A 23,444-nucleotide genomic window follows, 5' to 3' on the forward strand; every position below is an offset into this window, starting at 1 on the left:
CAACCTAATGCAGAGGATGGTGCAGGCACAACCTTGTTATATCAAAAATATTAGTAATTAAATGCCTAAGTCAATAAATAAAATAGACGAATTTTGTAAAGGGATTATTTTCTGAACTATTGGCGAAAGTGAACCCGAAAAGATACCTAAAAAGAATTTTTATGAGTTTTCTTACATTTGGAGAGATTATGCTGAGGTTGACGCCACAAGAAAAAAGTATAAAATTGGGAGATACCGATCAATTTTTAGCGGGTTATGCGGGCTCAGAATCTAATGTAGCCAGTTCGTTGGCTATCTTGGGAAATACAGTAGATTTTATAACCAAACTACCGAACAATGCGTTAGGTAACGCTGCAATTAAATCCTTACTCCAGTACGGAATTGGCATAGAGGGCATTGCAAGAGGTGGCCAACGTATAGGCACCTATTTTATTGAGTTGGGCCATTCTATACGGCCTTCGAGCGTACTGTACGATCGTGCTCATTCGGCGATCAGCAACATAAAAATGGGGGAATTTCATTGGGATACGCTGCTAAAAGATACATCCTGGGTTTTTGTTTCCGGCATTACGCCAGCCCTTTCCAATAGTTGTGCAGAGGAAACCATTCTATTGGTAGAAACCGCTAAAAAACTGGGTGTAAACGTAAGTTTCGATTTTAATTTCAGAAGGTCTTTATGGACAAGTACCGTGAAGGCAAGAAAGATTTTCGATCAAATTTTAGCTTCTACAGATCTATTATTTGCCAATACGGGTGCATTGTCAGACGTGTACGGTTACACCTATAAAGTCGCAAACACTACCGACCAAACCATGGAAGCCATCGATAAAATTAAAGCCGATTACGGCGTTAAAAATATGGCATTTACCATACGAGATCATACCTCGGCTACGCATAATACGCTAAGTGCCGTTTACCAAACCGAAAATAATCGGGAAATAGCTTCTTCTTATTCGGTAACAGTTTTAGATCGGTTTGGTACCGGAGATGCTTTTGCAGCCGCATTTTTACATGGATTAGAAAAGAAGTGGCCTCCGAAAAAAATAATCGATTTTGCCACTGCGGCGTTTGCATTAAAGCATACCGTAAAAGGAGATCAACATACAAGCAGTGAAACCGAAATTTTATCCATAATGGATGGGCATACATCCGGACACGTCATACGATGAGAACAGCAATTGTAACACGCATAACGCAGGCAAAACTAATCGGTATTATTCGGCTATCCGATCGTGCCAAAATAGAAGGCATACTACACACCTTGTTTCACGCCGGAATTAAGGTGTTGGAAATAACGAGCAATACACCTCAATATGCGGAAGAAATAACGAAGGCACGAAAGCGTCTGCCGGATGCCCTTATAGGTGCCGGAACCATTATAAACGAGGATATGGCTCGGGAAGCTATCCAATCCGGGGCTCAATTTTTAGTATCCCCGAACGTGAATTTAAACGTTATTTTGGCAGCGCACCAAGCAAATATTCCCGTTTTAACCGGAGCGTTAACGCCTACAGAAATTGCGACAGCCCTAATCTACAAAGCCGATATCATAAAACTTTTTCCCGCAGGAACAATGGGTATCAACTATTTAAAATTGATTAAAGGACCCTTTGACACCGTTCCTTTTTTTGCCGTTGGTGGTATTAGCGATCACAATGCAGCGGAGTGGCTTAATGCAGGAGCCGCAGGAATTGGTATTGGCGGAGCCTTAACTAAAGGCAGCTTGAGTGAGATTAAATTCCTAGCCGAGAAATTGGTGAAATTAGTAGCAACCGAAAAATGAATAATTTAGCTACGACTGTCGTCTATTATCATTTATCTTATCATTTGAACCTAAAAAAAAACCCTTAAACCTGTAGTTTAAGGGCTGCTTTCAAAAAAAGTATAGGATTATGTCTTCATTAAATCCGATCTAATATGCCATTAAAACTGCTGCTAGGACGCATGGCATTTTTAAGAAGGTTGGGGTCGGGGCTATAGTAGCCACCAAGATCCTGAGCATGTCCTTGCGTTGCATCGATTTCTGAAAGAATGACAGCCTCTTTTTCTGCAAGTTCTTGATATACTCTAGAAAATTGCGATTTTAAGCTGGCATCTTCATCCTGTTCTGAAATACCTTGCGCCCAATATAAGGCAAGGTAAAAATGGCTTCCTCTCACATCAAGTTCGCCAACTTTTCTAGATGGAGATTTATTGTTGTCTAAAAATTTCTCTGTGGCTTTGTCAAGCGCATCAGCTAATATTAAAGCCTTTTTATTATTGTTTTTTTCAGCATAAAATTCTAAAGAAACACCTAACGCCAGAAATTCACCAAGGGAATCCCAACGTAAATGCCCCTCTTCTACAAATTGCTCTACGTGTTTTGGGGCAGAGCCTCCTGCGCCGGTTTCAAACAATCCCCCACCATTCATAAGAGGTACTATGGACAACATTTTTGCACTAGTACCAACTTCCAGAATGGGAAATAAATCCGTTAAATAATCGCGTAAGACATTACCCGTTACAGAAATGGTATCTTGACCCTCCTTCAATCGTTTTAAAGTGAATACCGTGGCGTCTGATGGCGATAAGATTTGTATATCGAGGCCTTTTGTATCATACGAGGGGAGATACATTTGTACCTTTTTGATAATTTCTCGATCGTGTGCTCTATTTTCATCCAACCAAAACAGGGTAGGGGTTTCTGTTGCTTTTGCTCTTAAAACGGCAAGTTTGATCCAATCTTGTATGGCGGCATCCTTTACCTGACACATTCTCCAAATATCGCCTTGTGCTACAGGATGTGCTAACAACACCTCGTTGGTATCGGTATCTACAACTTTAACGGTTCCGGCAGCTTGCAGTTCAAAAGTTTTATCATGAGAGCCGTATTCTTCCGCTTTCTGAGCCATAAGCCCTACGTTGGGTACCGTACCCATTGTTTTTGGATCGAATGCGCCATGAGTTTTGCAAAAATCGATGGTAGCCTGATATACGCTAGCGTAACTGCTATCGGGAAGAATAGCCTTTGTGTCTCTTGAAACACCAAATTTATCCCACATTTGACCCGAATTGCGAATCATTGCAGGCATGGAAGCATCTACAATAATATCGCTTGGCACATGAAGATTCGTAATCCCTTTGTCCGAGTTTACCATGGCCAAGTCCGGACCATTGGAAATAATGTCTTCAATTTCCTTTTCTATTTCCTTGCGCGTTACCTCCGGTAATTCTTGAAGTTTGGTAAACAAATTTTCTAACCCATCATTAGGACTTACGCCCAAGGTTTCAAAAGTGAGTTTGTGATTTTTAAACAACCTTTCAAAATACACTTCTACCGCATGTCCAAAAATAATAGGATCGGAAACCTTCATCATGGTTGCTTTTAGGTGAAGTGAGAACAACACCCCTTGTTTTTTGGCATCCTCTATTTCCTCCTTTAAAAATGCAATCAATGCCTTTTTGCTCATTACGGTTGCATCGATAATTTCACCGGCTTGTACACTTATTTTTTCTTTCAGTACTTCCGATGTTCCATCGGTTTTTTCTAGTACGATACGCACTTGAGTTGCCGCCGAAACGGTTACCGATTTTTCATTGGATCTAAAATCGCCATGGCGCATGGTAGCCACATGGGTTTTGGAATTGGACGACCAAGCCCCCATGGAATGCGGATTTTTTTTGGCGTAATTCTTTACTGCACGGGGTGCCCGGCGATCCGAATTTCCCTCTCGCAACACCGGATTTACGGCGCTTCCTTTAATTTTGTCGTATTTCGATTTAATTTCCTTTTCTGCTTCCGTCGCAGGTTCATCAGGGTAATTTGGCAATGCATAGCCCTTGGCCTGCAATTCTTTTATAGCCTCTTTTAATTGTGGAATAGAAGCACTGATATTGGGTAATTTTATGATATTGGCTTCCGGAGTTACGGCCAATTTTCCTAAAAGCGTAAGATCGTCTTCTACGCGCTGATTGGCGCTTAAAAATTCCGGGAATGTAGCTATAATTCTTCCGGCAAGTGAAATGTCCTTCGTTTCAATTGCAATACCAGAACTCTTGGTGAACGCCTCAACAATAGGCAGGAAAGATTGGGTGGCTAAAGCGGGTGCTTCGTCAGTTTTGGTGTAATAAATTTTTGGCATTCGTTGTTATATTTAAATGAGCGCTGCAAATATACGATTTTATGCGTCCTACGAAAACTTAGGTAATCATCTCCAGACGTTACCTAAAAAAAGCATATTTTTTTTACAACGCATTTTTGAGACTTTGTCGTAAAGAGGAAGCCCGCATTTCTAATTTTACGATTCTTTTCTGAAAACACGTATAACTTGATACAAGACGGCTTTAAAAAAGATTCTTATTTTAAAGATACCACAACGCCTAGATAGGGGAGTAGCGTGAGTTCCGATTCGCTTTGTGTGAGTTTGGGATAATTATTCATAAGAACCGTTTGAATATTAGAAGCTTCTGCAAGGGAAATACGCGATTTTTTATCGGTAAAATTAAGGACAATGAGCATTTTTGAATCCCCTAATGTTCTGGTATACGCGTAAATGTCGTGGTGTTCGGCTTGCAACAGGGCATAATCGCCATAGATTAAAACGGGATTATTCTTGCGGAGTGCTACCATGGATCTAAAATGATTGAGTACCGAATTTGGATCGGAATCTTGGCGTGCTACATTAATGGTTTTAAAGTTTTCGTTTACAGGAATCCATGGTGTTCCGGTGCTAAAATTGGCGTTTTCGGAAGCATCCCATTGCATGGGGGTTCGGCCATTATCTCGGGAAGAAAATTTGAGATCCGACATATATTTTTCCAAATCTCCGCCGGAATTCAAAACTTTTTTATATCCATTAATGGCGGCAATATCTTGGTATTCTTCAATGGTTTCAAAACCGATATTGGTCATGCCTAACTCATCACCGTAATAACAGTAGGGCGTACCTCGCATACTTAAGATAAAGGTGTTTAGCATTTTGGCCGAGGAACTCCGAAATTCGGGAGAATCATTTCCCCAGCGGCTTACCATACGTGCTTGGTCGTGATTAGACAGGAAAATAGACAGCCAGCCTTTTTTAGAAAATTCGGCATCCCAACGCGAAAAAACTTCTTTAAAGTGTAAAATATCGTACCCCTCGGGTTTGGCAATGTCTACGCCTTCAAAGGCATAGGCCATATTGAGTTCTTCTCGGTCTTCATCTACTAAATTATGAGCATCCTCAAAATTATTTCCTGCACCTTCGGCTACACTCATTACCGGATACTTGCTAAAAACCTCCCTGTGCATTTCTCGTAAGTAGTCATGCAAATCCCCTTGTACGGAGTAATACTGATTAAAATCTTTTTCCCAGCCTTCCGGATACGCTGGGAAGGTTGTGTCTTTAGCGGCAAATTGGAAGGCATCCAATCGAAAACCGTCTACCCCTTTTTCTGCCCAAAATTTCATAATATCATGTACTTCTTTGCGCACCTTCGGGTTTTCCCAATTCAGATCGGGCTGCTTTTTAGAAAAATAATGGAGGTAATAGGCATCGGTAAGGGAATCGTATTGCCAAGCATCGCCTTTTTCATCAAAAAGACTGTAACGGTAATTGGGTTTCCCTTTTTCGGCAGGCCACCAATGATAATAATTGCGATAGGGGTTATCTCGTGCGCTTCTGGATTGTTGAAACCATTCGTGTTCGTCACTACTGTGATTTACCACAATGTCCATAATTAACTTTATCCCTCTTTCATGCATACCTTGTAGCATGGTATCAAAATCTTCCATAATGCCAAAGTCTTGCATGATGTTTCTGTAATCGCTGACATCATACCCATTGTCATCATTTGGCGAACTGTAAATGGGGTTTAACCAAACCGCAGTTACCCCCAAACTTGAAATATAATCTAACTGCGAAATAATTCCTTTTAGATCGCCAATACCATCGCCATCAGAATCTTTGAAACTACGAGGGTATATTTGGTAGATTATAAGTTCTTTCCACCATTTTCCTCCAGGAATGGGTGTTGTTTTTTGAACTTCCTTTGGATTCGTGCAAGCGGCTATGATAAGGCTTAACATTACGATTAGGATTTTGTTCATGTGGTTGGTTTTAATTTATTCATAAGAAGGTAAAAGGCCATTTCCTTGGCAGTATCACATTTCGTTAAAATAATTTCAAAATAGAAATTCTAATTTAAAGGTGCAACATCTCGTCAACGCATTTTAACAATCACTCAAGTATACTCCAACAGCCAACCCTCCGGTAGACGTTTCTTTGTATTTTGTACTCATGTCCTTGGCTGTTTCCCACATGGTGTGTACCACATGATCTAAAGACACTTTGGCATTAGCAGGATTAGCATCCATAGCCAGTTCTGCAGCATTGATGGCTTTAATGGCACCCATAGAATTTCTTTCTATACAGGGAACTTGCACAAGTCCACCAATAGGATCGCAAGTAAGTCCCAAATGATGTTCCATGGCTATTTCGGCAGCCATGAGTGCCTGCGCAGGCGTGCCACCCATAAGTTCGGTAAGGGCTCCGGCTGCCATGGCAGAAGAAACCCCAATTTCGGCTTGGCATCCGCCCATAGCGGCAGAAATGGTGGCACCTTTTTTAAAGATACTGCCTATTTCACCGGCTACGAGCAGAAACTTTTTAATGTGGTTAAAATTGGCTTTATGATTCTCTATAACCAAATAATACATGAGCACTGCAGGGATAACCCCGGCACTTCCGTTGGTGGGTGCGGTTACAACGCGCCCTAGAGAGGCATTTACCTCATTTACAGAAAGGGCAAAACAACTGACCCATTTTAGAATTTCGCGAAATTTTACCTCGGTTTTTCGTATGGTTTCTAGCCATTCTTGTGGTGTGTAATAGGGAATGTTGCCTTTTAGTTGCAAATGCGTATCATATGATCTTCGCCGTACATTAAGACCTCCCGGTAAATTACCTTCGGTATGGCACCCGGTGTACATGCATTCTAACATGGTATCCCAAATACGTTTTAGGCCCTGGTCTATTTCGGATTCGGAACGCAAAGCGCATTCGTTTTTCCAAACAATTTCCGAAATGCTTTTATTCTCTTGCTTGCAAAAATTAAGGAGTTGTGCGCCATTTTCTACAGGAAAAGGGAAATTACAAAATACCTCCAAATTTCGTTTTGCACGTTTTCGTTCTTCTTTTACCACAAAGCCACCGCCGATAGAATAATAAGTGGAAGCCACCTTTTTAGTGGAATTTAAGGTAGCGATAAAACGAATCCCATTGGCATGAAAAGGCAAAAAGGTCTTTTGAAACACAATATGCTGCTCGGGGTCAAAAAATAATTTTTGTTCGTTGTTTACGCTGAGGGTTTTCGTCTTTTTAATGTGAGCTACAAGGCGATGTATGTTCGCTATAGGAACATATTCCGGATCTTCCCCGCTTAGCCCCAACAAAATGGCGTAGTCGGTAGCATGTCCCTTTCCTGTTAGGGACAAAGAGCCAAAGAGATGCACCTCAATGGTTGTTACATGCATAAAAAGCTGTTCTTCCTTTAATTCTGCGATCCACTGCAGCGCAGCACGCCAAGGCCCCAAGGTGTGAGAACTAGATGGGCCGACACCTATTTTTAGCATATCAAATACACTGATACATTCCATGGTTGCAGTTCCTTATGCGATCCTATAAATATAGGATAATATTCCGTATAGTATCCTAATGGCACCCATAACTACTTTTTTGATAGAAGCCGCTTATTTTTTTTGAAACTGCCACCTTGTCATATTTTAGTTCATGGCACAATCATTGAAATCTACAGAAAAAATTAAAAAGAATTTCAATTTTATAAAACCATTAAAATGAGTAAGATTATAGGTATAGATTTAGGAACTACCAACTCTTGTGTTTCCGTAATGGAAGGTAATGAGCCCGTGGTGATCCCAAATGCAGAAGGTAAAAGAACTACCCCTTCCGTTATTGCGTTTGTGGAAGGTGGCGAAATAAAGGTGGGCGATCCGGCCAAAAGACAAGCCGTAACGAATCCGCACAAAACCATTTATTCCATAAAACGTTTTATGGGGAATAAATATTCGGAGTCTTCCAAAGAGGTAGGTAGAGTTCCTTATAAAGTAGTAAAAGGAGATAATGATACTTCGCGTGTAGATATTGACGGTCGTTTGTACTCTCCGCAAGAATTGTCTGCCATGATTCTTCAGAAAATGAAGAAAACCGCAGAGGATTATTTGGGACAAACCGTTACACGTGCCGTAATAACCGTACCTGCCTACTTTAACGATGCACAGCGACAGGCTACCAAAGAAGCCGGAGAAATTGCGGGCCTAACAGTAGAGCGTATTATAAACGAACCTACGGCAGCCTCCTTGGCTTACGGATTGGATAAAAAACAGAAAGATCAAAAAATAGTTGTTTTCGATTTTGGTGGTGGTACGCATGATGTTTCCATTTTAGAGTTAGGGGATGGTGTTTTTGAAGTATTGTCTACCGATGGGGATACGCATTTGGGTGGAGACGATGTAGATCAAAAAATCATCGATTGGTTGGCAGATGAGTTCAATAAAGAAGAAAGTATTGATTTACGCAAAGACGCCATGGCATTGCAGCGTTTAAGAGAAGCCGCCGAAAAAGCGAAAATAGAATTGTCTTCTTCCGCGCAAACCGAAATTAACTTGCCTTATGTAACGGCTACTGCGACAGGACCCAAGCATTTGGTGCGCAGCTTAACGCGAGCCAAATTTGAGCAATTAATAGAGGATTTGGTAAAGCGCACGATTGCGCCTTGTCAAAACGCATTGAAAGCTGCGGGACTTTCCAAAAGTGATATTGATGAAATTATTTTAGTGGGAGGATCTACTAGAATTCCGGCCGTACAAGAGGCTGTAGAGCAATTTTTCGGTAAAAAACCATCTAAAGGTGTAAATCCGGATGAAGTAGTTGCTGTAGGAGCCGCAATTCAAGGTGGTGTACTTACCGGAGATGTAAAAGATGTATTGTTGTTAGATGTAACTCCACTATCTCTAGGTATAGAAACTATGGGTGGGGTAATGACCAAATTAATAGAAGCAAATACAACCATTCCGACTAAAAAATCACAAGTATTTTCCACAGCGGCAGACAATCAACCCTCAGTAGAAATTCATGTGCTTCAAGGGGAAAGACCCATGGCAACAGATAACAAAACCATTGGTCGCTTCCACTTAGACGGTATTCCACCTGCACAAAGAGGCACACCACAGATAGAGGTTACTTTTGACATTGATGCCAACGGAATCATTAAGGTATCTGCAACAGACAAAGCAACGAATAAATCGCAAGACATCCGTATAGAAGCATCATCGGGCCTCACCGAAGAAGAAATTAAACGTATGAAAGCTGAGGCCGAGGCCAACGCCGAAGCGGATAAAAAAGCAAAGGAAACCGCAGATAAATTGAATGAGGCAGACAGTATGATTTTTCAAACAGAAAAACAATTAAAAGAGTTTGGTGAAAAATTGTCTGCCGACAAGAAAAAACCTATTGAAGAGGCTTTAGAACAACTAAAAACGGCTCATGCTAGTAAAGATTTGGCTGCCATTACTGTAGCATTAGACAAAATAAACGAAGCATGGAAATTGGCTTCTGAAGAAATGTATAAGGCTCAGGCCGAAGGCCAACAGGGTGCCCCGCAAGAGGGTGCAGATACGGCTTCTTCTGGAGGAACCAAAGAAGGTGATAACGTTGAAGATGTTGATTTTGAAGAGGTAAAATAACCTTTTAGAAATCTTTTGATACCAAAAAAGGGCAGAAATTTCTGCCCTTTTTGATGTTCTACATCCAAATTATTTCAATTTTGAGGCAATATAACGTAATTTTGAACTTTGATGGCCTCTCAAAGAGGGCACGTACAAGTGACCCTTTTTTGTGAACTCGATTCGGGAGAAAAAAAACCAAAAAATGGTGCTCATACGATTTTTACAAACGGTAAACGACCTGAAATTAAATTTTTAACTTAAACTTCTTGGAGTGAATAGGATTCCTATATGTTTGCCGCTTACCTCTTTTATAGCGATCCTGTGTTCGGTATCTATGGTATGGACGCAAGAGGCGCCACGAATTTTTACGATTGCCGATTTTGATTTGGCGGGTGCTGTAAAATCGTGCCTTGTGCGTACAAATTACGGCAAGGAAACGTACGATTTCAACGAAAAAGGGGTCTTAACCAAAGCGGTTACACGCTTTAATGATGCAGATTACGATATTACCTATTACAAATACGCGCACGGAGAACTTTCTGAAAAAAGAGTAGAGAATTACCGAGATAACATATTTGACAGAGCCACTTCGTACGCCAATATCTATGCCTTAGACACCCTTTCTGGAAAAAAGGTTTCGGAACAAATTATTTCGTACAGTAAGGAGTTTTTAGGGCAGAACGAATATCATTTTGATGACCAAGGAAATCTCGTCCTAATTCGGCATGCAGATAATGAAGGTATAGACGAAATACGACTAGAATATACCACTTATAAAGGCGAGTCTACAGTGACTTACCTGAGAGATGAGGTGGTACAAAAAACCATTCGGACATCGCAAAAGAAAGGAAAAGCGAACAGCCTTCACGAGGTGCGTCTCACCAAGGAGTTTATCAATGGAGAACCAAGCAAAGCCTTAGAACAAGTGTATAATGAGGAGGGTCATCTAATTTCTGAAATAAAATTCAAAGCTGCCGATAAAACCAAAAAATTTCAGCCCGAAGAAGAGGTGTCTTATACGTACGATGCCTTGGGGCATGTTATAGAAATGCGCACTAAAAAGCAAGACAAGGTGGTGGTGAAAAAGTATATCTACCAGTTTGATGATGGCGATGCAGGGAATTGGATTAAACAAATTGTGACCCCGGATAATACTTATATCAGTCGGACTATTAGCTATTATCCAAATCCGGAAAAAGCGGAGTAAGAAGGTGTATACATATGTTGCTATGCTACACTATTTTCCCATTCGCTTCGCAATACGCCATAACAACAGGTATTTCTCTTAAAACCATCGGGCAAATACACATTTTGGCGTAAGATACCTTCTAACTGTGCCCCTAATTTTTCTACAGCCTTTCGTGAGCGTATATTACGCTCATCGATTCTAAATTCCACTTTTTCAAACCCTAAAACCGCAAAAGCATAGTGGAGCATAAGTTGTTTCACGGCACTATTAAGACCACTACCCTGAAAGTCGGTTCCGATCCAAGTAGATCCAATTTCGAGTACTTTATGATGCCAGTCGATATTCATAAAACGCGTACTTCCGGCATAGCGCGCTACCCGCTTATCAAAAATAATAAATGGAATTGCAGTATTATTTTTGTGGTTTTCCAGCGCGGTTTCTACATAATTTTTAAGCGCAACGGGGGTAGCAATATCCGACGGAGAATACTGTACCAATTTGGGTTCAGAAGCCACGGAAAGCAGGTTTTGGTAATTGTTTAACCCCAGTTCCGAGAGTCTTACACTATTATTTTCGAGGGTAGGAATGGGTATTGGCATGTTTTTATCATACGGTTTAACAGAAATGAAATTGAATTTCAGCAACGGTTTTGTGTTGGTAATGATTATTTTTACCAAAAATAACGGTTATGGATGATGTGAAGGAAAAAATCCTAAAAATATGCAATGAAACGTGTAAAGGGACGCTCATGGAAACCTTGGATATCGAATATGTTGGGGTAGGCGAAAACTTTTTAGTGGGGCGTATGCCTGTGACCTCAAGAGTGTACCAACCCGATGGAGTACTGCACGGCGGCGCAACCGTGGCACTGGCCGAAAGTGTAGGCAGTGCGGCCTCGTATATTTTTCTAAACGCTCAGGAATTTGCGATTAGGGGTATAGAAATTTCTGCCAATCACGTGAAAAGTATAAGCGAAGGGTTTGTGTATGCCAAGGCTACCATAGTTCACAAAGGGAGAACCACTCAATTGTGGGAAATACGCATTACCAATGAGCAAGAACAGTTAATTTCGTTATGTAAACTTACTACCATTGCCTTATCCAAAAAATAAAGAAGGGTCTCAGTTTTGGGATATCGTAAAAGCGCAGCATCAAAAAGAGCTTCCTTTTGTAGTGTACAGAAAGCCTAACGAGGATCAACTCTATTTTATGGGTCAGCACTGCGATACCCTCGTGCAAACCACTCAATATACGGAAATAGGCTTTGTTTTTGCGCCCTTTAAACCCGGAACCCCGGCTGTCCTATTGCCTCCGGATATTGTTGCCAAGACAAATTTTATTGCTCAAAATAAGACGTCCACAACGCTGCCAACCCAAGCAGCACCTGTGCCGCGTGCCAAAGAAAAGCACCTCCAATTAATAGCTAAAGGAATAGACCACATTCGTTCGGGCGGATTGACTAAAGTAGTGCTCGCCAGAACCATAACACAGCCTTTTTCTGGCGATGTATTTCTATTGTTTCAGCGAATAGCAAGTAGATACCCTTCTGCCTTATGTTACCTTTGGTATCATCCAAAGGTTGGCCTTTGGCTGGGAGCCACCCCCGAACTTTTGCTAAAACTCAATGGCCATACGTTTACCACCATGTCATTGGCAGGCACCAAAAATTATATGATGGGTACACTACCGAGTTGGGGGCAGAAGGAATTGCAGGAGCAGGCTTTAGTTACAGACTATATTTTGGAACGCCTAAAATCTGAAGTCACCGATGTGGTTGCAGGTTCTTTGGAATCTGTTAGAGCAGGCAATTTATGGCATTTACAGACGATTCTGAAAGGCAACTTAAAATCGAATAAAATCGAAGAAGTACTAGCAGCACTGCATCCAACTCCGGCTATTTGCGGGGTACCCAAAGCAGCGGCACTACATTTTATTTTAGAACAAGAACCTTACGATAGGGCATTTTATGCAGGGTTTTTAGGAGAGCTTAATTTTCCGTCTACTAAAGGGAACAAAACCGCACTTTATGTAAACCTAAGATGCCTGCAACTACAGAATGAGGAAGCCTTACTCTATGTAGGAGGTGGCATTACCAAAGATTCGATACCCGAAAAAGAATGGGAGGAAACAGTTGCCAAAAGTAAAACGCTTTTGCAAGTTCTTGCCAACCCAGCGTAATTTTAGAAAAAAAGTAAGGCAAAGCGATGCTTCCGTTGTATTTTTGAGGCCTTGAAACCAGTGTTGATAGGGTAGTTTAAGCAATCCTACGATAAGTAAGTAAAATGAAATTCGACAGTAAAAAGGACGTATTGTTCACAATGATCATGCTCGGAATAAATGCATTTCTGATTGGAATCACTATTACAGGGATTTGGAATGGAGAAATGGTAAAAGATGAATATTGGGCGCTAATTCCGGTTTTGGCACTTGTTGGGCTGCTCCTTTGGTTGTATTTTGGCACCGGTTATGAATTATCCAAAGAAAACGGCTTGGTATACAAAAGCGGGCCTTTTAATGGAAAAATTAAGGTGGAACGAATAACCGAAATTATCAAGGGAAAAACGCTTTGGGTTGGCTTTAGGCCGGCTACTTCAAGAAAAGGACTGATTATAAAATACGACAGGTACAACGATCTTTACATTAGTCCAAAAACAAACGAATCGTTTATTGAGAAAATATTGGAACTAAATGCAGATATAAAAATTACGGAATGATAAGAATACCCAAAACATACTGCAATCGCAATGATGATAGATTACACTATATTTTGCTTTTAGTGGAGGCAATTTAAGCAACCATATAAGGCGATGCTTCCAACTTTGCAAAATTAAAAAAGTACAAACCTCACAATTTAAAAAATTGACATATCAACTATTAATCTCGCCAATGTGTATTTTGTATTGGAGGGATTTTTTTACGCAGGATAACTGAGTTTGTAATCTATGAAAAAAGTTTTTAAATCTTTATGAAATATTCAACTATTCCGGCAGCACAATCTGTTGTAGATCATTGTAAGGCCAATGCACTTACCAACATTGTAATTTCGCCCGGATCGCGCAACGCTCCTTTGATCATCGCATTTACCGAAGATCCGTATTTTAATTGCTTTAGTATTGTTGATGAGCGCTGTGCTGCTTTTTTTGCGCTGGGAATCGCCCAACAACAGCGAAAACCCGTGGCCTTGGTTTGTACATCGGGTAGTGCAGTGGTAAATTACTACCCAGCAGTTACCGAAGCCTTTTATAGTGATATTCCCCTAGTGATTTTGTCTGCGGACAGGCCCTTTTATATGGTTGATATAGGAGATGGACAAACCATACGTCAAAATGGAGTATTTAATACGCATATAGGATATGCTACGCATTTAAAGTTAGATGCGATACATGCCACCGATAAAATTAAAGCATACGCACCCCAACTATTGTCATCCGGAACGCCAGAAGCATGTCAGGCAGCGATACAGCAGTATAACGATACAGAATTAAACAGGGCCTTCCGGGTACTCAGGGATACAGAGCAACCCGTACATATCAATATCCCTTTTGAAGAGCCGTTATATAACATACAGCGTACAAAAACCGTTCATACATCCATTGAAATTGGTTGTAAAAAGCCAATAGAAACGAATGAATCGCTTGCCGAGTTTTCGACTATTTGGAACACATCTGCCAAAAAAATGGTGCTTATAGGCACCTTAAATCCCGATAGTATAGAAGCACATTATTTAGAAAAACTTGGCGGAGATCCTTCTGTATTGGTGTTTACAGAGACGACGTCGAACGTGCACCACCCTCATTTTTTTCCTAGTATAGACAGTATTATAGCTCCCATAGAGAAATCTACCGAAAAAGAGGAATTATTTAAAAAACTGCAACCCGAGGTGTTGCTCACTTTTGGTGGACTTATTGTTTCAAAAAAAATTAAGGCCTTTTTGAGGCAGTATCAACCCAAAGCACATTGGCATGTGCATGAGTACCGAGCAAACGACACCTTTTTTTCGCTAACCAAACATTTTAAAAGAAATATCAATTCATTTCTCTCAGATTTTTTAAAGGGCGTGGAGGACTATGAATCCACCTACTTTTCTTATTGGAACAAGGTTAAACTAGATTATGAGCAAAAACGTAAGCATTATGTAGCCACGATTCCTTTTTCAGACATGTCCGTTTTTAATAGTGTATTGCAAAGTATTCCTGATGCATATCAACTGCAATTGGCCAATAGTTCCACCGTGCGCTATTCGCAATTATTTCCCATAGCACCATCGGTTCAAGTGTATTGCAACAGAGGTACCAGTGGTATAGACGGAAGTACATCAACGGCTATTGGCAGTGCTTGGTATGCTAAAACGCCAACCCTATTCATTACAGGTGATCTAAGTTTTTTCTACGATAGCAATGGTTTATGGAACAGGTATATACGATCAGATTTTAGAATTATACTCATTAATAATCAAGGCGGCGGTATCTTTCGTATTCTACCAGGAAAAGAAGACACCGCGCGTTTTGAAACCTTTTTTGAAACAACGCACACCCTTGACGCCTCTCAGCTTTGCGCTATGCATAAAATAGCCTATTACCGTGCAGATAATAGCACAGAATTATCCTCCATATTAGATGTGTTTTACACGGAATCTGGGCAACCTAAGTTGCTCGAAATACATACACCTCGATTAATAAATAATAAAATTTTGCTCGGTTATTTTGATTTTATATCTTAGACCACATAACTTTAAAGAAAACCTTTCATTATGAGTAAAAGAGATGAACTTATCGAGAAGTATGCTTCGGAAATCCAAAGTAAATTTGGAGAAAAAGCGGATTTAGATTTATTGACCAAAGTAACCATTGGTCTAGGGCCTTCTATTTACAATGCGGATTCTTCCAAAGTGTCCGGCAGTGATGACAAGGAACTGGCAACCGTAAAAAACAATTTTTTAATTAAAAAGTTGGGTTTAAGCGATGGACCGCAGTTAGACGAAGCCATACATGCCGTCATAACTCAGTATGGAACTTCAGAGAAAAACAAGTACAGAGCCATAGTGTATTACTTTTTGGTAAAACATTTTAAAAAGGAATCTGTGTACAATTAATTTTGGGTTCTAACTCTTTAAGCCGATCTTTTTTAGAACGGCTTTTTTTTTGCGGTTTTTTTAAATGTACTTTTGTGCTATGATTGCATTAGGAAAATACAATGAGTTAGAAATACTCCGAGATACGAGTGTGGGTCTTTTTTTGGGCGACGATGAAAATAATGACATCTTATTGCCCAATAAATATGTGCCGGAAATCTTTGAAATAGGGGATAAAATTAGGGTGTTCTGCTATTTAGACCACGATGAGCGCCCGGTGGCAACGACATTAACCCCTTATATTACCGCCGATGATTTTCACCTGTTACGAGTAGAAGAAGTGAATGATTTTGGGGCTTTTTTAGATTGGGGGTTAGAAAAGCATCTTTTAGTTCCTTTTCGAGAACAAAGATCCAAAATGATTGAAAACCAATGGTATGTAGTGCATTGTTATGTAGATGAGAAGACGAACAGACTGGTAGGATCTAATAAATTAGACAAATTTTTAAGCAATGAAAATGTAACACTCAAGGCCTTAGATGAAGTGCATATTCTGGTAACCAGAGCAACGGATTTAGGGTGGGAAGTTATCGTTAATAACAAGCACAAAGGCCTGATCTACGCCAACGAAGTGTATAAAAAGATAGCCGTTGGCGATAAAATGAAGGCGTATGTAAAGACCGTAAGACCAGATCATAAAATCGATATCTCTTTACAGCCTTTGGGGGTTAAAAGTCTAGAGCCTGCCGCACAAATTATTTATGAGAAACTGCTTGCTTCAAATGGATATCTCAATGTACATGATAAATCGGATCCCGAGGCCATAAGAGAAATTTTTCAGATGAGTAAAAAGGTATTTAAAAAAGGAATAGGCAGTTTGTATAAAGAACGGAAAATTGAAATTAAAGAAGACGGAATTTATCTGATCAAGTAAAACATTGCCTAGAGACCTTCAATACGATGTAAATCAACCAAATAAACATCAAAAACTCCGTTTTTGTTTTTTAAATCGCTTTATATCTGCTACTTTTGCGTTTTGTAGCAGGTTAGGTTGCACATTAGTACCTTTTTTTTAACTTTAACTGTAAAAACTTCCTAAAAACACATATATGCCATTTATTGAAGAAAGTGATTTGCTGGAATTGCATAAGGATATTGATAAAGCTCAAATTATTAATGAACGGCTTTTAGATCAGATAAAATTCAAAAATAAAGAGTTAAAACGCAGTAAAGTGCAGCGCAATATACTTGCTGGGGTAACTGGGTTATTCTTGATTGGAACACTCGCTATTATTTCATTTACAGCAGGTTTAAGTCGATCTTCTAGTTTTGATAAGCACGATAATTTGTTGGTTTCTATAGATAGCTTAGAAGCAATTAAAGGACGTATCGACAATCTTAAAAAGCAAAATGAAGAATTGAGTTTGGTAAAAGAATTTTATTTGGCCAAGAACTTTTTGGAAAAAGAAACGATTTACTCTGTCCAGATAAAATCGTTTGTAGACAATAACTTAACCCTTTCCGCAGAAGCACTCAACAATACATTATTTGTAAAAACTAATCCGTTTTACTCTTATTCACTGGGAAATTTTCAAACCCTATCTGAAGCACAATCATTTCGTTATCAATTAGTAAAAATGGGGTTTGATGATGCTTTCGTAGCCTCCTATAAAGATGGAAAACGAATTAAAATAGAGGATCCCTATTAATTTTGACAAAATTCAAGGCTTGGATTAGTGCAGCTCGTTTACGCACCTTACCACTTTCTCTTTCAGGGATAATTACCGGAACCGCTATGGCTAATTTTTGGGGTTATGAAAATAACATCCTTTTTTTTCTAGCATTACTAACTACCGTCGGTTTTCAAATTACCTCCAATTTCGCCAACGATTATGGCGATGGTATTAAGGGTACCGATAATGAACATAGAATTGGGCCTAAAAGAGCATTTCAAAGTGGCGCTTTATCTCGAATAGAGCTCAAATGGGGAATTGCCTCAAGTATCGCACTAAGTTTAGTATTGGCTTTTGTTTTAATTTACACTGCTTTTGGGTCTCAAAATTTGCTATACATCGCACTATTTGGGTTTTTAGGAGTGTTAAGTGTATGGGCAGCAGTAACCTATACCGTGGGCGATGCCGCTTATGGGTACAAAGGATTGGGCGATGTATTTGTGTTTGTTTTCTTTGGATGGGTGGCCGTTCTTGGAACGCTGTTTTTGTACACTCAAAACCTTACATTTTCTGCCGTGTTACCTGCAACAGGCATCGGACTTTTGAGTGCTGCAGTTCTCAATCTAAATAACCTGCGAGATCACGAATCGGACAAAATAACCCATAAAAACACCTTGGTGGTTAAAATGGGGTATGCTGCGGCCACAAAATACCATAGCTTTCTTTTAATTGGTGCTTTTGTGTGTTTTCTATTTTTTGTGCTGTATTCTAAGGAGAATTATAGTCACCTACTGCCACTCATAGCCTTTATTCCCATTTTTTTACATCTCAGACGCGTTATGTATAATCGCAATCTTTCGGCATTGGATCCCGAACTAAAAAAATTGGCATTAAGTACTTTTCTCTTGTCGCTGTTGTTTTACATAAGTTTTAATAATTTTTTGTAATTTTGAAGGCATAACCATCTAAGCCTAACGTACTTTGGAACAGCCCATAAGAATCCTTATCGTAGAAGACAATGTAATCATTGCGGATGACATGCAATCCATGCTGGAAGAAATCGGTTATGAAATAGTAGACAATGTCATTGTTTATGAACAAGCCGAGGAAGTGCTAAAAACCAAAGAGGTAGATCTAGTGCTCATAGATATTATTCTGGCCTCCAGCAAAACCGGAATTGATTTGGGTAAACATATTCGCGAAAAATATAACATTCCTTTTATTTTTGTTACGTCAAACTCCGATAGAGCTACCGTAGAAAACGCCAAAACAGTAAAACCCAACGGATATTTAGTAAAACCTTTTGAGCAACAGGACCTATACACTTCTATAGAAATTGCACTATCTAATTTTAATTATTTAGAAAAATCGGATGGTACCGAACGGGAGAATGATACTACAGAGCGACTTATGTCGAACTCCATTCTAAAGGATTCTATTTTTGTTAAAAAGCAGAATCTTTACTACCGCATTCAATTTGAGGACATTCAATTCATAAAGGCAGACAATGTGTATTTGGAAGTAAACACCAAGGACAAGAAATTTTTGGTTCGGTCACCACTCAAGGATTATTTAGAAAAACTTCCTTCCAATAAATTTTACAGGGCGCACAAATCGTACATTGTAAATGTAGATCATATCGATGCCATCAATTCTAAGGATATTATGGTAAATAATACCCTTATCCCTATATCCAAAGAATTCAAAGATTTTATCATTTCTGCCATGAATTCATAATCACTTTTTTAGTGGTTTTTGGCAGAATTTCGATTCTTCTCTAATAGTAATCTTACACTTTCGGTAGTGGCGAACTCTTTTATATAAAATCTGCTTTTTAGGTCTTAAATCTTAGAAAAGGAGATTACCTTATTTTCACCACATAAAAAGGACGTTACACAACATTTTTAAGGAGGTAACGATGGGAAACTTTATTTTTGATGCAAAGTTTATGAGATCCCAAATCTTACCTTTTACATGTTTAATCTTTAAATAAAGGCTGTGCATTGTTGTACAGCCTTTTTATTTTAATTGGTATGATGCGCATTCCGAATAGTGAAAAAAAGAGGAAGATATTGCAATTGGATAGCGTTTTTAAATGATATCCGTTTTTAGCTCTAAAGGCAACATACGGCACAAAGGAAGCTATGAATAGCAAAAACTAAAAGAGATGCTAACACCAAGAATACCATTAAACGCTTGCATAATGGTAGCAAACGCAAAGAAGGAAATGTTGCACTTAAATTTAGTTGTGTGAAAAGAGTTCTGCACCAGGTAGTACAATATGGCTTTCTCATCTTGAGCACGCTAAGTTTTACTTTGGCACAAGACAGCCTGTCGTACGAACAACTTATACAGGAGTATAGGATCTCGCAAAGTGCAGAAGAACGTTTTTCTTTATTTTTTAACACGCCCAATCGCTACAGCGAAAATTCGGCTTATGACTGGTTAGATGCTACTACGGAATATCGCAATCAAGCGCAAAAAAAGGGTGCAGTTTTAGAAACTCAATATTACAAACTCATCCAATCGCAAATTTATTATGATCTGGGCGATTATGATAAAAGTATTGCTATTGCCAATGAACTGTATAAGGAGGGCAAGCAACTGGAACTTGAATTTAAGAAAAGGCTTCTCGATCTTATGGATAACGCGTACGCGCAATTGCAGCTTTTTGATAAGGAGTTGGAAATACGTAGAGAAAAAAAGGAATTAGGATTCACCGAAAACATTGCCTTTTATGATATTTATTCCCAACTAGGACTTCACCGAAAAGCCATGGAAGATTATATCATGGAAATGAAAAAAACCGTGAAGGAAGACGATTATTACAGTTTGGCAAAATACCACAATACTATTGGCAATTATCTGCGGTTAGACAAATCTACTTCGGTTGCCTTAACCAAATTTAAGGAAGCTAAAGGCTATATAGATGTATATCTTAATAATTTGGCGATTGTAAAAACGGAATTGGATATCAACAACAGCCATCTTCTTCGAGGCATCATAGAAGGCAATATTGGACGATGTTATGTAGCGCTTAGGCAGTTTGATGAGGCTATACCCTATTTAGAACAAGGCAGTGCGGCAATTAAAGAATATAATACAGGGGTCTTTTCCTCGGAATTAATAGATTACCAACTGGATTTGGCAGAATGTTATTTACAGCTCGAAAATTACGAGATGGCGCAATCCTATTTATCAGAAAACAGTAAACCGGTAAAAATTCAGAATGTCCTGCGAAAAAATAGATTATTGGCAACCTATTTTGATAAAACGGAAGATTATCAAAATGCCACGGTATATTTAAAACGAAATGCTTTAATACGCGATTCGCTTAGCAATAATGATACCGCTATAAAAAAGCAGCAGTTGGCCGCTGTGTTTGGGCAAGACTTGGCCAATACGAGAACCATGATCGATGAACAAAAAGAGGCTCTAGAACGATCTAGAAACGAAATGCAAGCCAAGGATGAGCGCATTAATTTTGTTTTCATTTCCTTGGTTTTTACGCTTTTAGGTTTTGCGGGAATGTTCTACGCCTATTTGCGCAGTATAAAAACCCAACGTCTTATTGCCGAACAAAAGCATATTATTGAAAATTCGCTCGTAGAAAAAGATTCTTTGCTTAAAGAAATACACCATCGCGTAAAGAACAATTTGCAAATGGTATCTAGTTTGCTAAGCCTTCAAACCAAAAACACTAAAAGTAAAGCGGCTATAGAAGCATTGGAGGAAGGTAAGAGCAGGGTAAAAGCCATGGCATTAATCCATCAGAAGTTATATCAAAACGATGATCTTTCGGTCATAGAAATGCAGAGCTATATTGAAAGTTTAATTAATAGTATCCAATCGGTGTACAAAAAGGGGGGACATAACATCAATATAACCATAGATGCAGAAGGGGTGGAGCTCGATATTGATAGGGCTATTCCGTTTGGTTTGGTGCTTAATGAGCTGGTTTCCAACTCTTTTAAATATGCGTTCCCCGAGGGCGACGAAAACGGCAAAATTTACATCCATATCCGCAAAAATGGCGAACAAGGATTTTTTGAATATACCGATAATGGTATTGGTTTACCCGCCGATACAGACGATCGGGCGAATGCCTCAATGGGCATCCGATTAATGAACAGACTTGTAAATCAATTACAATCGAATCTAAATATCGATAAAACAGCTGAAGGTGTTCGTTTTTGGTTCAATTTTAAATAAATTTGATACACAAAATAGCAACGTAAAAACAAAAGAACTCAGCACGCTAAGATTCTAATGTAGGTATACGTTCTTCTAAATTCCTATATCGATGAAAATAAAATACTTAGGTCACGCTGCTTTTTTAATTGAAACTGCGGATCATTCTTTATTGGTAGACCCTTTTATCTCTGGAAATCCGAAAAACGACGGTAAAATAGATCTTGCAGATCTACATCCAGATTTCATTTTGGTTACCCATGCCCATCAGGATCATACTTTAGATGTGGAAGTCATTGCAAAAAAGAGTGGAGCCATCATCATCAGCAATTACGAAATTGTGACGCATTATCAACAGAAAGGGTTGCAAGGACACCCTATGAACCATGGGGGTGCTTGGAAATTCTCCTTCGGAAGTTTAAAGTACGTAAATGCTGTACATACCTCCTCATTTCCGGATGGCTCCTATGGCGGGCAACCCGGAGGTTTTATACTTTCGGCAGACGGTAAAGAAATCTATATTGCCGGTGATACCGCCCTAACTATGGATATGAAACTGATACCCATAACCACACAATTAGATTTGGCGATTTTACCCATTGGCGATAATTTTACAATGGGGATAAAAGATGCGCTCCTAGCTTCCGATTTTGTGTCTTGCAAAACGGTTTTGGGCTGCCATTACGACACTTTTGGCTATATTGAAATAGATCATGAAGTCGCAACAAAAACCTTTGCAGCAGCCGGAAAGCAATTGCATCTTTTAGATATTGGTGCCGTTTTAGAATTGTAGCAAAAGGCATTTACACCACCTTGCTTTTCAGGACAATTTTGTGCAAGAGTTTGGGAAAAAATCGCTTTAAATAGATGCCCATAACTTCCTTTTTACCAATATACACCTCAAACTTTTCGCGCTCCATGGCGCCAATCATTTTTTGTGTAAAATCATCCACGGGTAGCCCGTTGGCTGTAGCACCATCATCTATCAATTGTGGAGTGCCATCGGCCGAGAGCGCATTCATGGCCACCTTAGTCTTTACAAAACCCGGACAAATGAGCGTCACCTTAAGACCGTCTTTTTCGTGTTCCATACGCAATACATCAAAAAAACCATGTAACGCATGCTTTGCCCCGCAATACCCGGAACGGTAAGGTGTTCCAAATTTACCCATGAGACTAGTAATAGTGACTATATGACCCGATTTCTGTTTCAAAAAATAAGGTAGCAGTGCCTTAGTTAAACCAATGGTGCCTAAATAATTAACGTCTATAAGTTTTTTAAATACTTCAAAACTTGCGTCTTTAATAAGCGACCGTTGGCTCATACCACCATTGTTTACCAAGATGTCAATTTTACCAAAGGCAGCAATGGCCACATTTGCCTTTGCTTCCATGGCATCAAATGCAGCTAAATCTAGGGGTAATACAAATACCAAATCCGGATGTAAACAACGGTGTTTTACTCTTAGGAGTTCTTTTTCATTCCGGGAAGAAATAATTAATTGGCAACCCTTACGGTTCAGTTTGTATGTTAAAGCTTCCCCTATACCCGATGAGGCGCCGGTAATCCATACCGTTTTTCCATCAATTCTTGTCATTACTTCCCTTTTTAGATGTA

At 39.4% G+C, this 23,444-nt stretch carries 20 protein-coding genes; 15 read left to right on the top strand and 5 right to left on the bottom strand.

Annotated features, from left to right (window positions below; all coding sequences use genetic code 11):
- Positions 1-161 precede the first annotated feature (161 nt).
- Together U1E44_RS09095 and U1E44_RS09100 are read left to right on the top strand one after the other, a co-directional pair.
- Complete coding sequence (locus tag U1E44_RS09095; RefSeq protein WP_322930761.1) at positions 162-1,169, top strand: sugar kinase; 1,008 nt, start codon at positions 162-164, stop codon at positions 1,167-1,169.
- Positions 1,166-1,783: a bifunctional 4-hydroxy-2-oxoglutarate aldolase/2-dehydro-3-deoxy-phosphogluconate aldolase gene (locus U1E44_RS09100; RefSeq protein WP_322930762.1), complete on the top strand. Its 618-nt coding sequence runs from the start codon at positions 1,166-1,168 to the stop codon at positions 1,781-1,783. Before U1E44_RS09095 ends, U1E44_RS09100 begins: the two co-directional genes overlap by 4 nt.
- A gap of 118 nt (positions 1,784-1,901) precedes the next feature.
- On the opposite strand, the gene U1E44_RS09105 is transcribed toward U1E44_RS09100, so the two are convergent.
- From U1E44_RS09105 to U1E44_RS09115, 3 genes are all read right to left on the bottom strand, one after another.
- The gene (locus U1E44_RS09105; protein ID WP_322930763.1) at positions 1,902-4,121 is read right to left on the bottom strand and encodes an NADP-dependent isocitrate dehydrogenase; all 2,220 of its coding nucleotides are present in this window, start codon (positions 4,119-4,121) and stop codon (positions 1,902-1,904) included.
- Positions 4,122-4,336: 215 nt separating this feature from the next.
- Complete coding sequence (locus tag U1E44_RS09110) at positions 4,337-6,067, bottom strand: glycoside hydrolase family 13 protein (RefSeq protein ID WP_322930764.1); 1,731 nt, start codon at positions 6,065-6,067, stop codon at positions 4,337-4,339.
- A gap of 123 nt (positions 6,068-6,190) precedes the next feature.
- Complete coding sequence (locus tag U1E44_RS09115; RefSeq protein ID WP_322930765.1) at positions 6,191-7,615, bottom strand: L-serine ammonia-lyase; 1,425 nt, start codon at positions 7,613-7,615, stop codon at positions 6,191-6,193.
- 198 nt (positions 7,616-7,813) lie between these two features.
- Here U1E44_RS09115 and dnaK point away from each other — a divergent pair, with 198 nt between their 5' ends.
- Positions 7,814-9,721, top strand: a complete 1,908-nt coding sequence (dnaK, locus tag U1E44_RS09120; RefSeq protein ID WP_322930766.1) for a molecular chaperone DnaK — start codon at positions 7,814-7,816, stop codon at positions 9,719-9,721.
- 253 nt (positions 9,722-9,974) lie between these two features.
- On the top strand, positions 9,975-10,910 hold the full coding sequence (locus U1E44_RS09125) for a hypothetical protein (RefSeq protein WP_322930767.1): 936 nt from the start codon (positions 9,975-9,977) through the stop codon (positions 10,908-10,910).
- A gap of 20 nt (positions 10,911-10,930) precedes the next feature.
- On the opposite strand, the gene U1E44_RS09130 is transcribed toward U1E44_RS09125, so the two are convergent.
- Positions 10,931-11,491, bottom strand: coding sequence for a GNAT family N-acetyltransferase (locus U1E44_RS09130; protein WP_322930768.1), 561 nt, complete (start codon positions 11,489-11,491; stop codon positions 10,931-10,933).
- Positions 11,492-11,580: 89 nt separating this feature from the next.
- On the opposite strand from U1E44_RS09130, the gene U1E44_RS09135 reads away from it, so the two are divergent.
- The 11 genes from U1E44_RS09135 (at position 11,581) to U1E44_RS09185 (ending at position 22,619) form a co-directional block, all read left to right on the top strand.
- The gene (locus U1E44_RS09135) at positions 11,581-12,003 is read left to right on the top strand and encodes a PaaI family thioesterase (RefSeq protein ID WP_322930769.1); all 423 of its coding nucleotides are present in this window, start codon (positions 11,581-11,583) and stop codon (positions 12,001-12,003) included.
- Positions 11,984-13,069: a chorismate-binding protein gene (locus U1E44_RS09140; RefSeq protein ID WP_322930770.1), complete on the top strand. Its 1,086-nt coding sequence runs from the start codon at positions 11,984-11,986 to the stop codon at positions 13,067-13,069. The genes U1E44_RS09135 and U1E44_RS09140 overlap by 20 nt, the downstream gene beginning before the upstream one ends.
- A 104-nt stretch (positions 13,070-13,173) precedes the next feature.
- The gene (locus tag U1E44_RS09145) at positions 13,174-13,605 is read left to right on the top strand and encodes a PH domain-containing protein (RefSeq protein ID WP_322930771.1); all 432 of its coding nucleotides are present in this window, start codon (positions 13,174-13,176) and stop codon (positions 13,603-13,605) included.
- 251 nt (positions 13,606-13,856) lie between these two features.
- Entirely contained in the window at positions 13,857-15,611 is a 1,755-nt protein-coding gene (gene menD, locus U1E44_RS09150) for a 2-succinyl-5-enolpyruvyl-6-hydroxy-3-cyclohexene-1-carboxylic-acid synthase (protein ID WP_322930772.1), read from the top strand.
- A 30-nt stretch (positions 15,612-15,641) separates the two neighbouring features.
- Positions 15,642-15,983 (top strand): DUF2853 family protein, encoded by a 342-nt coding sequence (locus U1E44_RS09155; protein WP_322930773.1) that lies wholly within the window; start codon positions 15,642-15,644, stop codon positions 15,981-15,983.
- 79 nt (positions 15,984-16,062) lie between these two features.
- On the top strand, positions 16,063-16,896 hold the full coding sequence (locus U1E44_RS09160; RefSeq protein WP_322930774.1) for a CvfB family protein: 834 nt from the start codon (positions 16,063-16,065) through the stop codon (positions 16,894-16,896).
- A gap of 175 nt (positions 16,897-17,071) precedes the next feature.
- Complete coding sequence (locus tag U1E44_RS09165) at positions 17,072-17,671, top strand: hypothetical protein (RefSeq protein ID WP_322930775.1); 600 nt, start codon at positions 17,072-17,074, stop codon at positions 17,669-17,671.
- Between the two features lie 2 nt (positions 17,672-17,673).
- Complete coding sequence (gene menA / locus U1E44_RS09170; RefSeq protein WP_322930776.1) at positions 17,674-18,582, top strand: 1,4-dihydroxy-2-naphthoate octaprenyltransferase; 909 nt, start codon at positions 17,674-17,676, stop codon at positions 18,580-18,582.
- A gap of 34 nt (positions 18,583-18,616) precedes the next feature.
- Entirely contained in the window at positions 18,617-19,372 is a 756-nt protein-coding gene (locus U1E44_RS09175; RefSeq protein ID WP_322930777.1) for a LytR/AlgR family response regulator transcription factor, read from the top strand.
- 513 nt (positions 19,373-19,885) lie between these two features.
- A complete protein-coding gene (locus tag U1E44_RS09180; RefSeq protein WP_322930778.1) occupies positions 19,886-21,847 on the top strand; it encodes a histidine kinase dimerization/phosphoacceptor domain -containing protein in 1,962 nt (653 codons plus the stop codon).
- A 91-nt stretch (positions 21,848-21,938) separates the two neighbouring features.
- Entirely contained in the window at positions 21,939-22,619 is a 681-nt protein-coding gene (locus tag U1E44_RS09185) for a metal-dependent hydrolase (protein WP_322930779.1), read from the top strand.
- A 10-nt stretch (positions 22,620-22,629) separates the two neighbouring features.
- Here the strand turns inward: U1E44_RS09185 and U1E44_RS09190 are convergent, their stop codons facing one another.
- Entirely contained in the window at positions 22,630-23,424 is a 795-nt protein-coding gene (locus tag U1E44_RS09190) for an SDR family oxidoreductase (protein WP_322930780.1), read from the bottom strand.
- Positions 23,425-23,444: the final 20 nt, after the last annotated feature.

The organism is Aurantibrevibacter litoralis (assembly GCF_034651555.1).
Taxonomy (GTDB): domain Bacteria; phylum Bacteroidota; class Bacteroidia; order Flavobacteriales; family Flavobacteriaceae; genus Aurantibrevibacter; species Aurantibrevibacter litoralis.

What these genes read in the sequence shown, in the direction of transcription:
- U1E44_RS09105 (WP_322930763.1), bottom strand. Translation starts at nt 4,121, where the DNA reads ATGCCAAAAATTTATTACACCAAAACTGACGAAGCACCCGCTTTAGCC.
- U1E44_RS09185 (WP_322930779.1), top strand. Translation starts at nt 21,939, where the DNA reads ATGAAAATAAAATACTTAGGTCACGCTGCTTTTTTAATTGAAACTGCG.
- U1E44_RS09160 (WP_322930774.1), top strand. Translation starts at nt 16,063, where the DNA reads ATGATTGCATTAGGAAAATACAATGAGTTAGAAATACTCCGAGATACG.
- U1E44_RS09145 (WP_322930771.1), top strand. Translation starts at nt 13,174, where the DNA reads ATGAAATTCGACAGTAAAAAGGACGTATTGTTCACAATGATCATGCTC.
- U1E44_RS09110 (WP_322930764.1), bottom strand. Translation starts at nt 6,067, where the DNA reads ATGAACAAAATCCTAATCGTAATGTTAAGCCTTATCATAGCCGCTTGC.
- dnaK (WP_322930766.1), top strand. Translation starts at nt 7,814, where the DNA reads ATGAGTAAGATTATAGGTATAGATTTAGGAACTACCAACTCTTGTGTT.
- U1E44_RS09190 (WP_322930780.1), bottom strand. Translation starts at nt 23,424, where the DNA reads ATGACAAGAATTGATGGAAAAACGGTATGGATTACCGGCGCCTCATCG.
- U1E44_RS09135 (WP_322930769.1), top strand. Translation starts at nt 11,581, where the DNA reads ATGGATGATGTGAAGGAAAAAATCCTAAAAATATGCAATGAAACGTGT.
- U1E44_RS09130 (WP_322930768.1), bottom strand. Translation starts at nt 11,491, where the DNA reads ATGCCAATACCCATTCCTACCCTCGAAAATAATAGTGTAAGACTCTCG.
- U1E44_RS09095 (WP_322930761.1), top strand. Translation starts at nt 162, where the DNA reads ATGAGTTTTCTTACATTTGGAGAGATTATGCTGAGGTTGACGCCACAA.
- U1E44_RS09100 (WP_322930762.1), top strand. Translation starts at nt 1,166, where the DNA reads ATGAGAACAGCAATTGTAACACGCATAACGCAGGCAAAACTAATCGGT.
- U1E44_RS09115 (WP_322930765.1), bottom strand. Translation starts at nt 7,615, where the DNA reads ATGGAATGTATCAGTGTATTTGATATGCTAAAAATAGGTGTCGGCCCA.
- menD (WP_322930772.1), top strand. Translation starts at nt 13,857, where the DNA reads ATGAAATATTCAACTATTCCGGCAGCACAATCTGTTGTAGATCATTGT.
- U1E44_RS09155 (WP_322930773.1), top strand. Translation starts at nt 15,642, where the DNA reads ATGAGTAAAAGAGATGAACTTATCGAGAAGTATGCTTCGGAAATCCAA.
- U1E44_RS09165 (WP_322930775.1), top strand. Translation starts at nt 17,072, where the DNA reads ATGCCATTTATTGAAGAAAGTGATTTGCTGGAATTGCATAAGGATATT.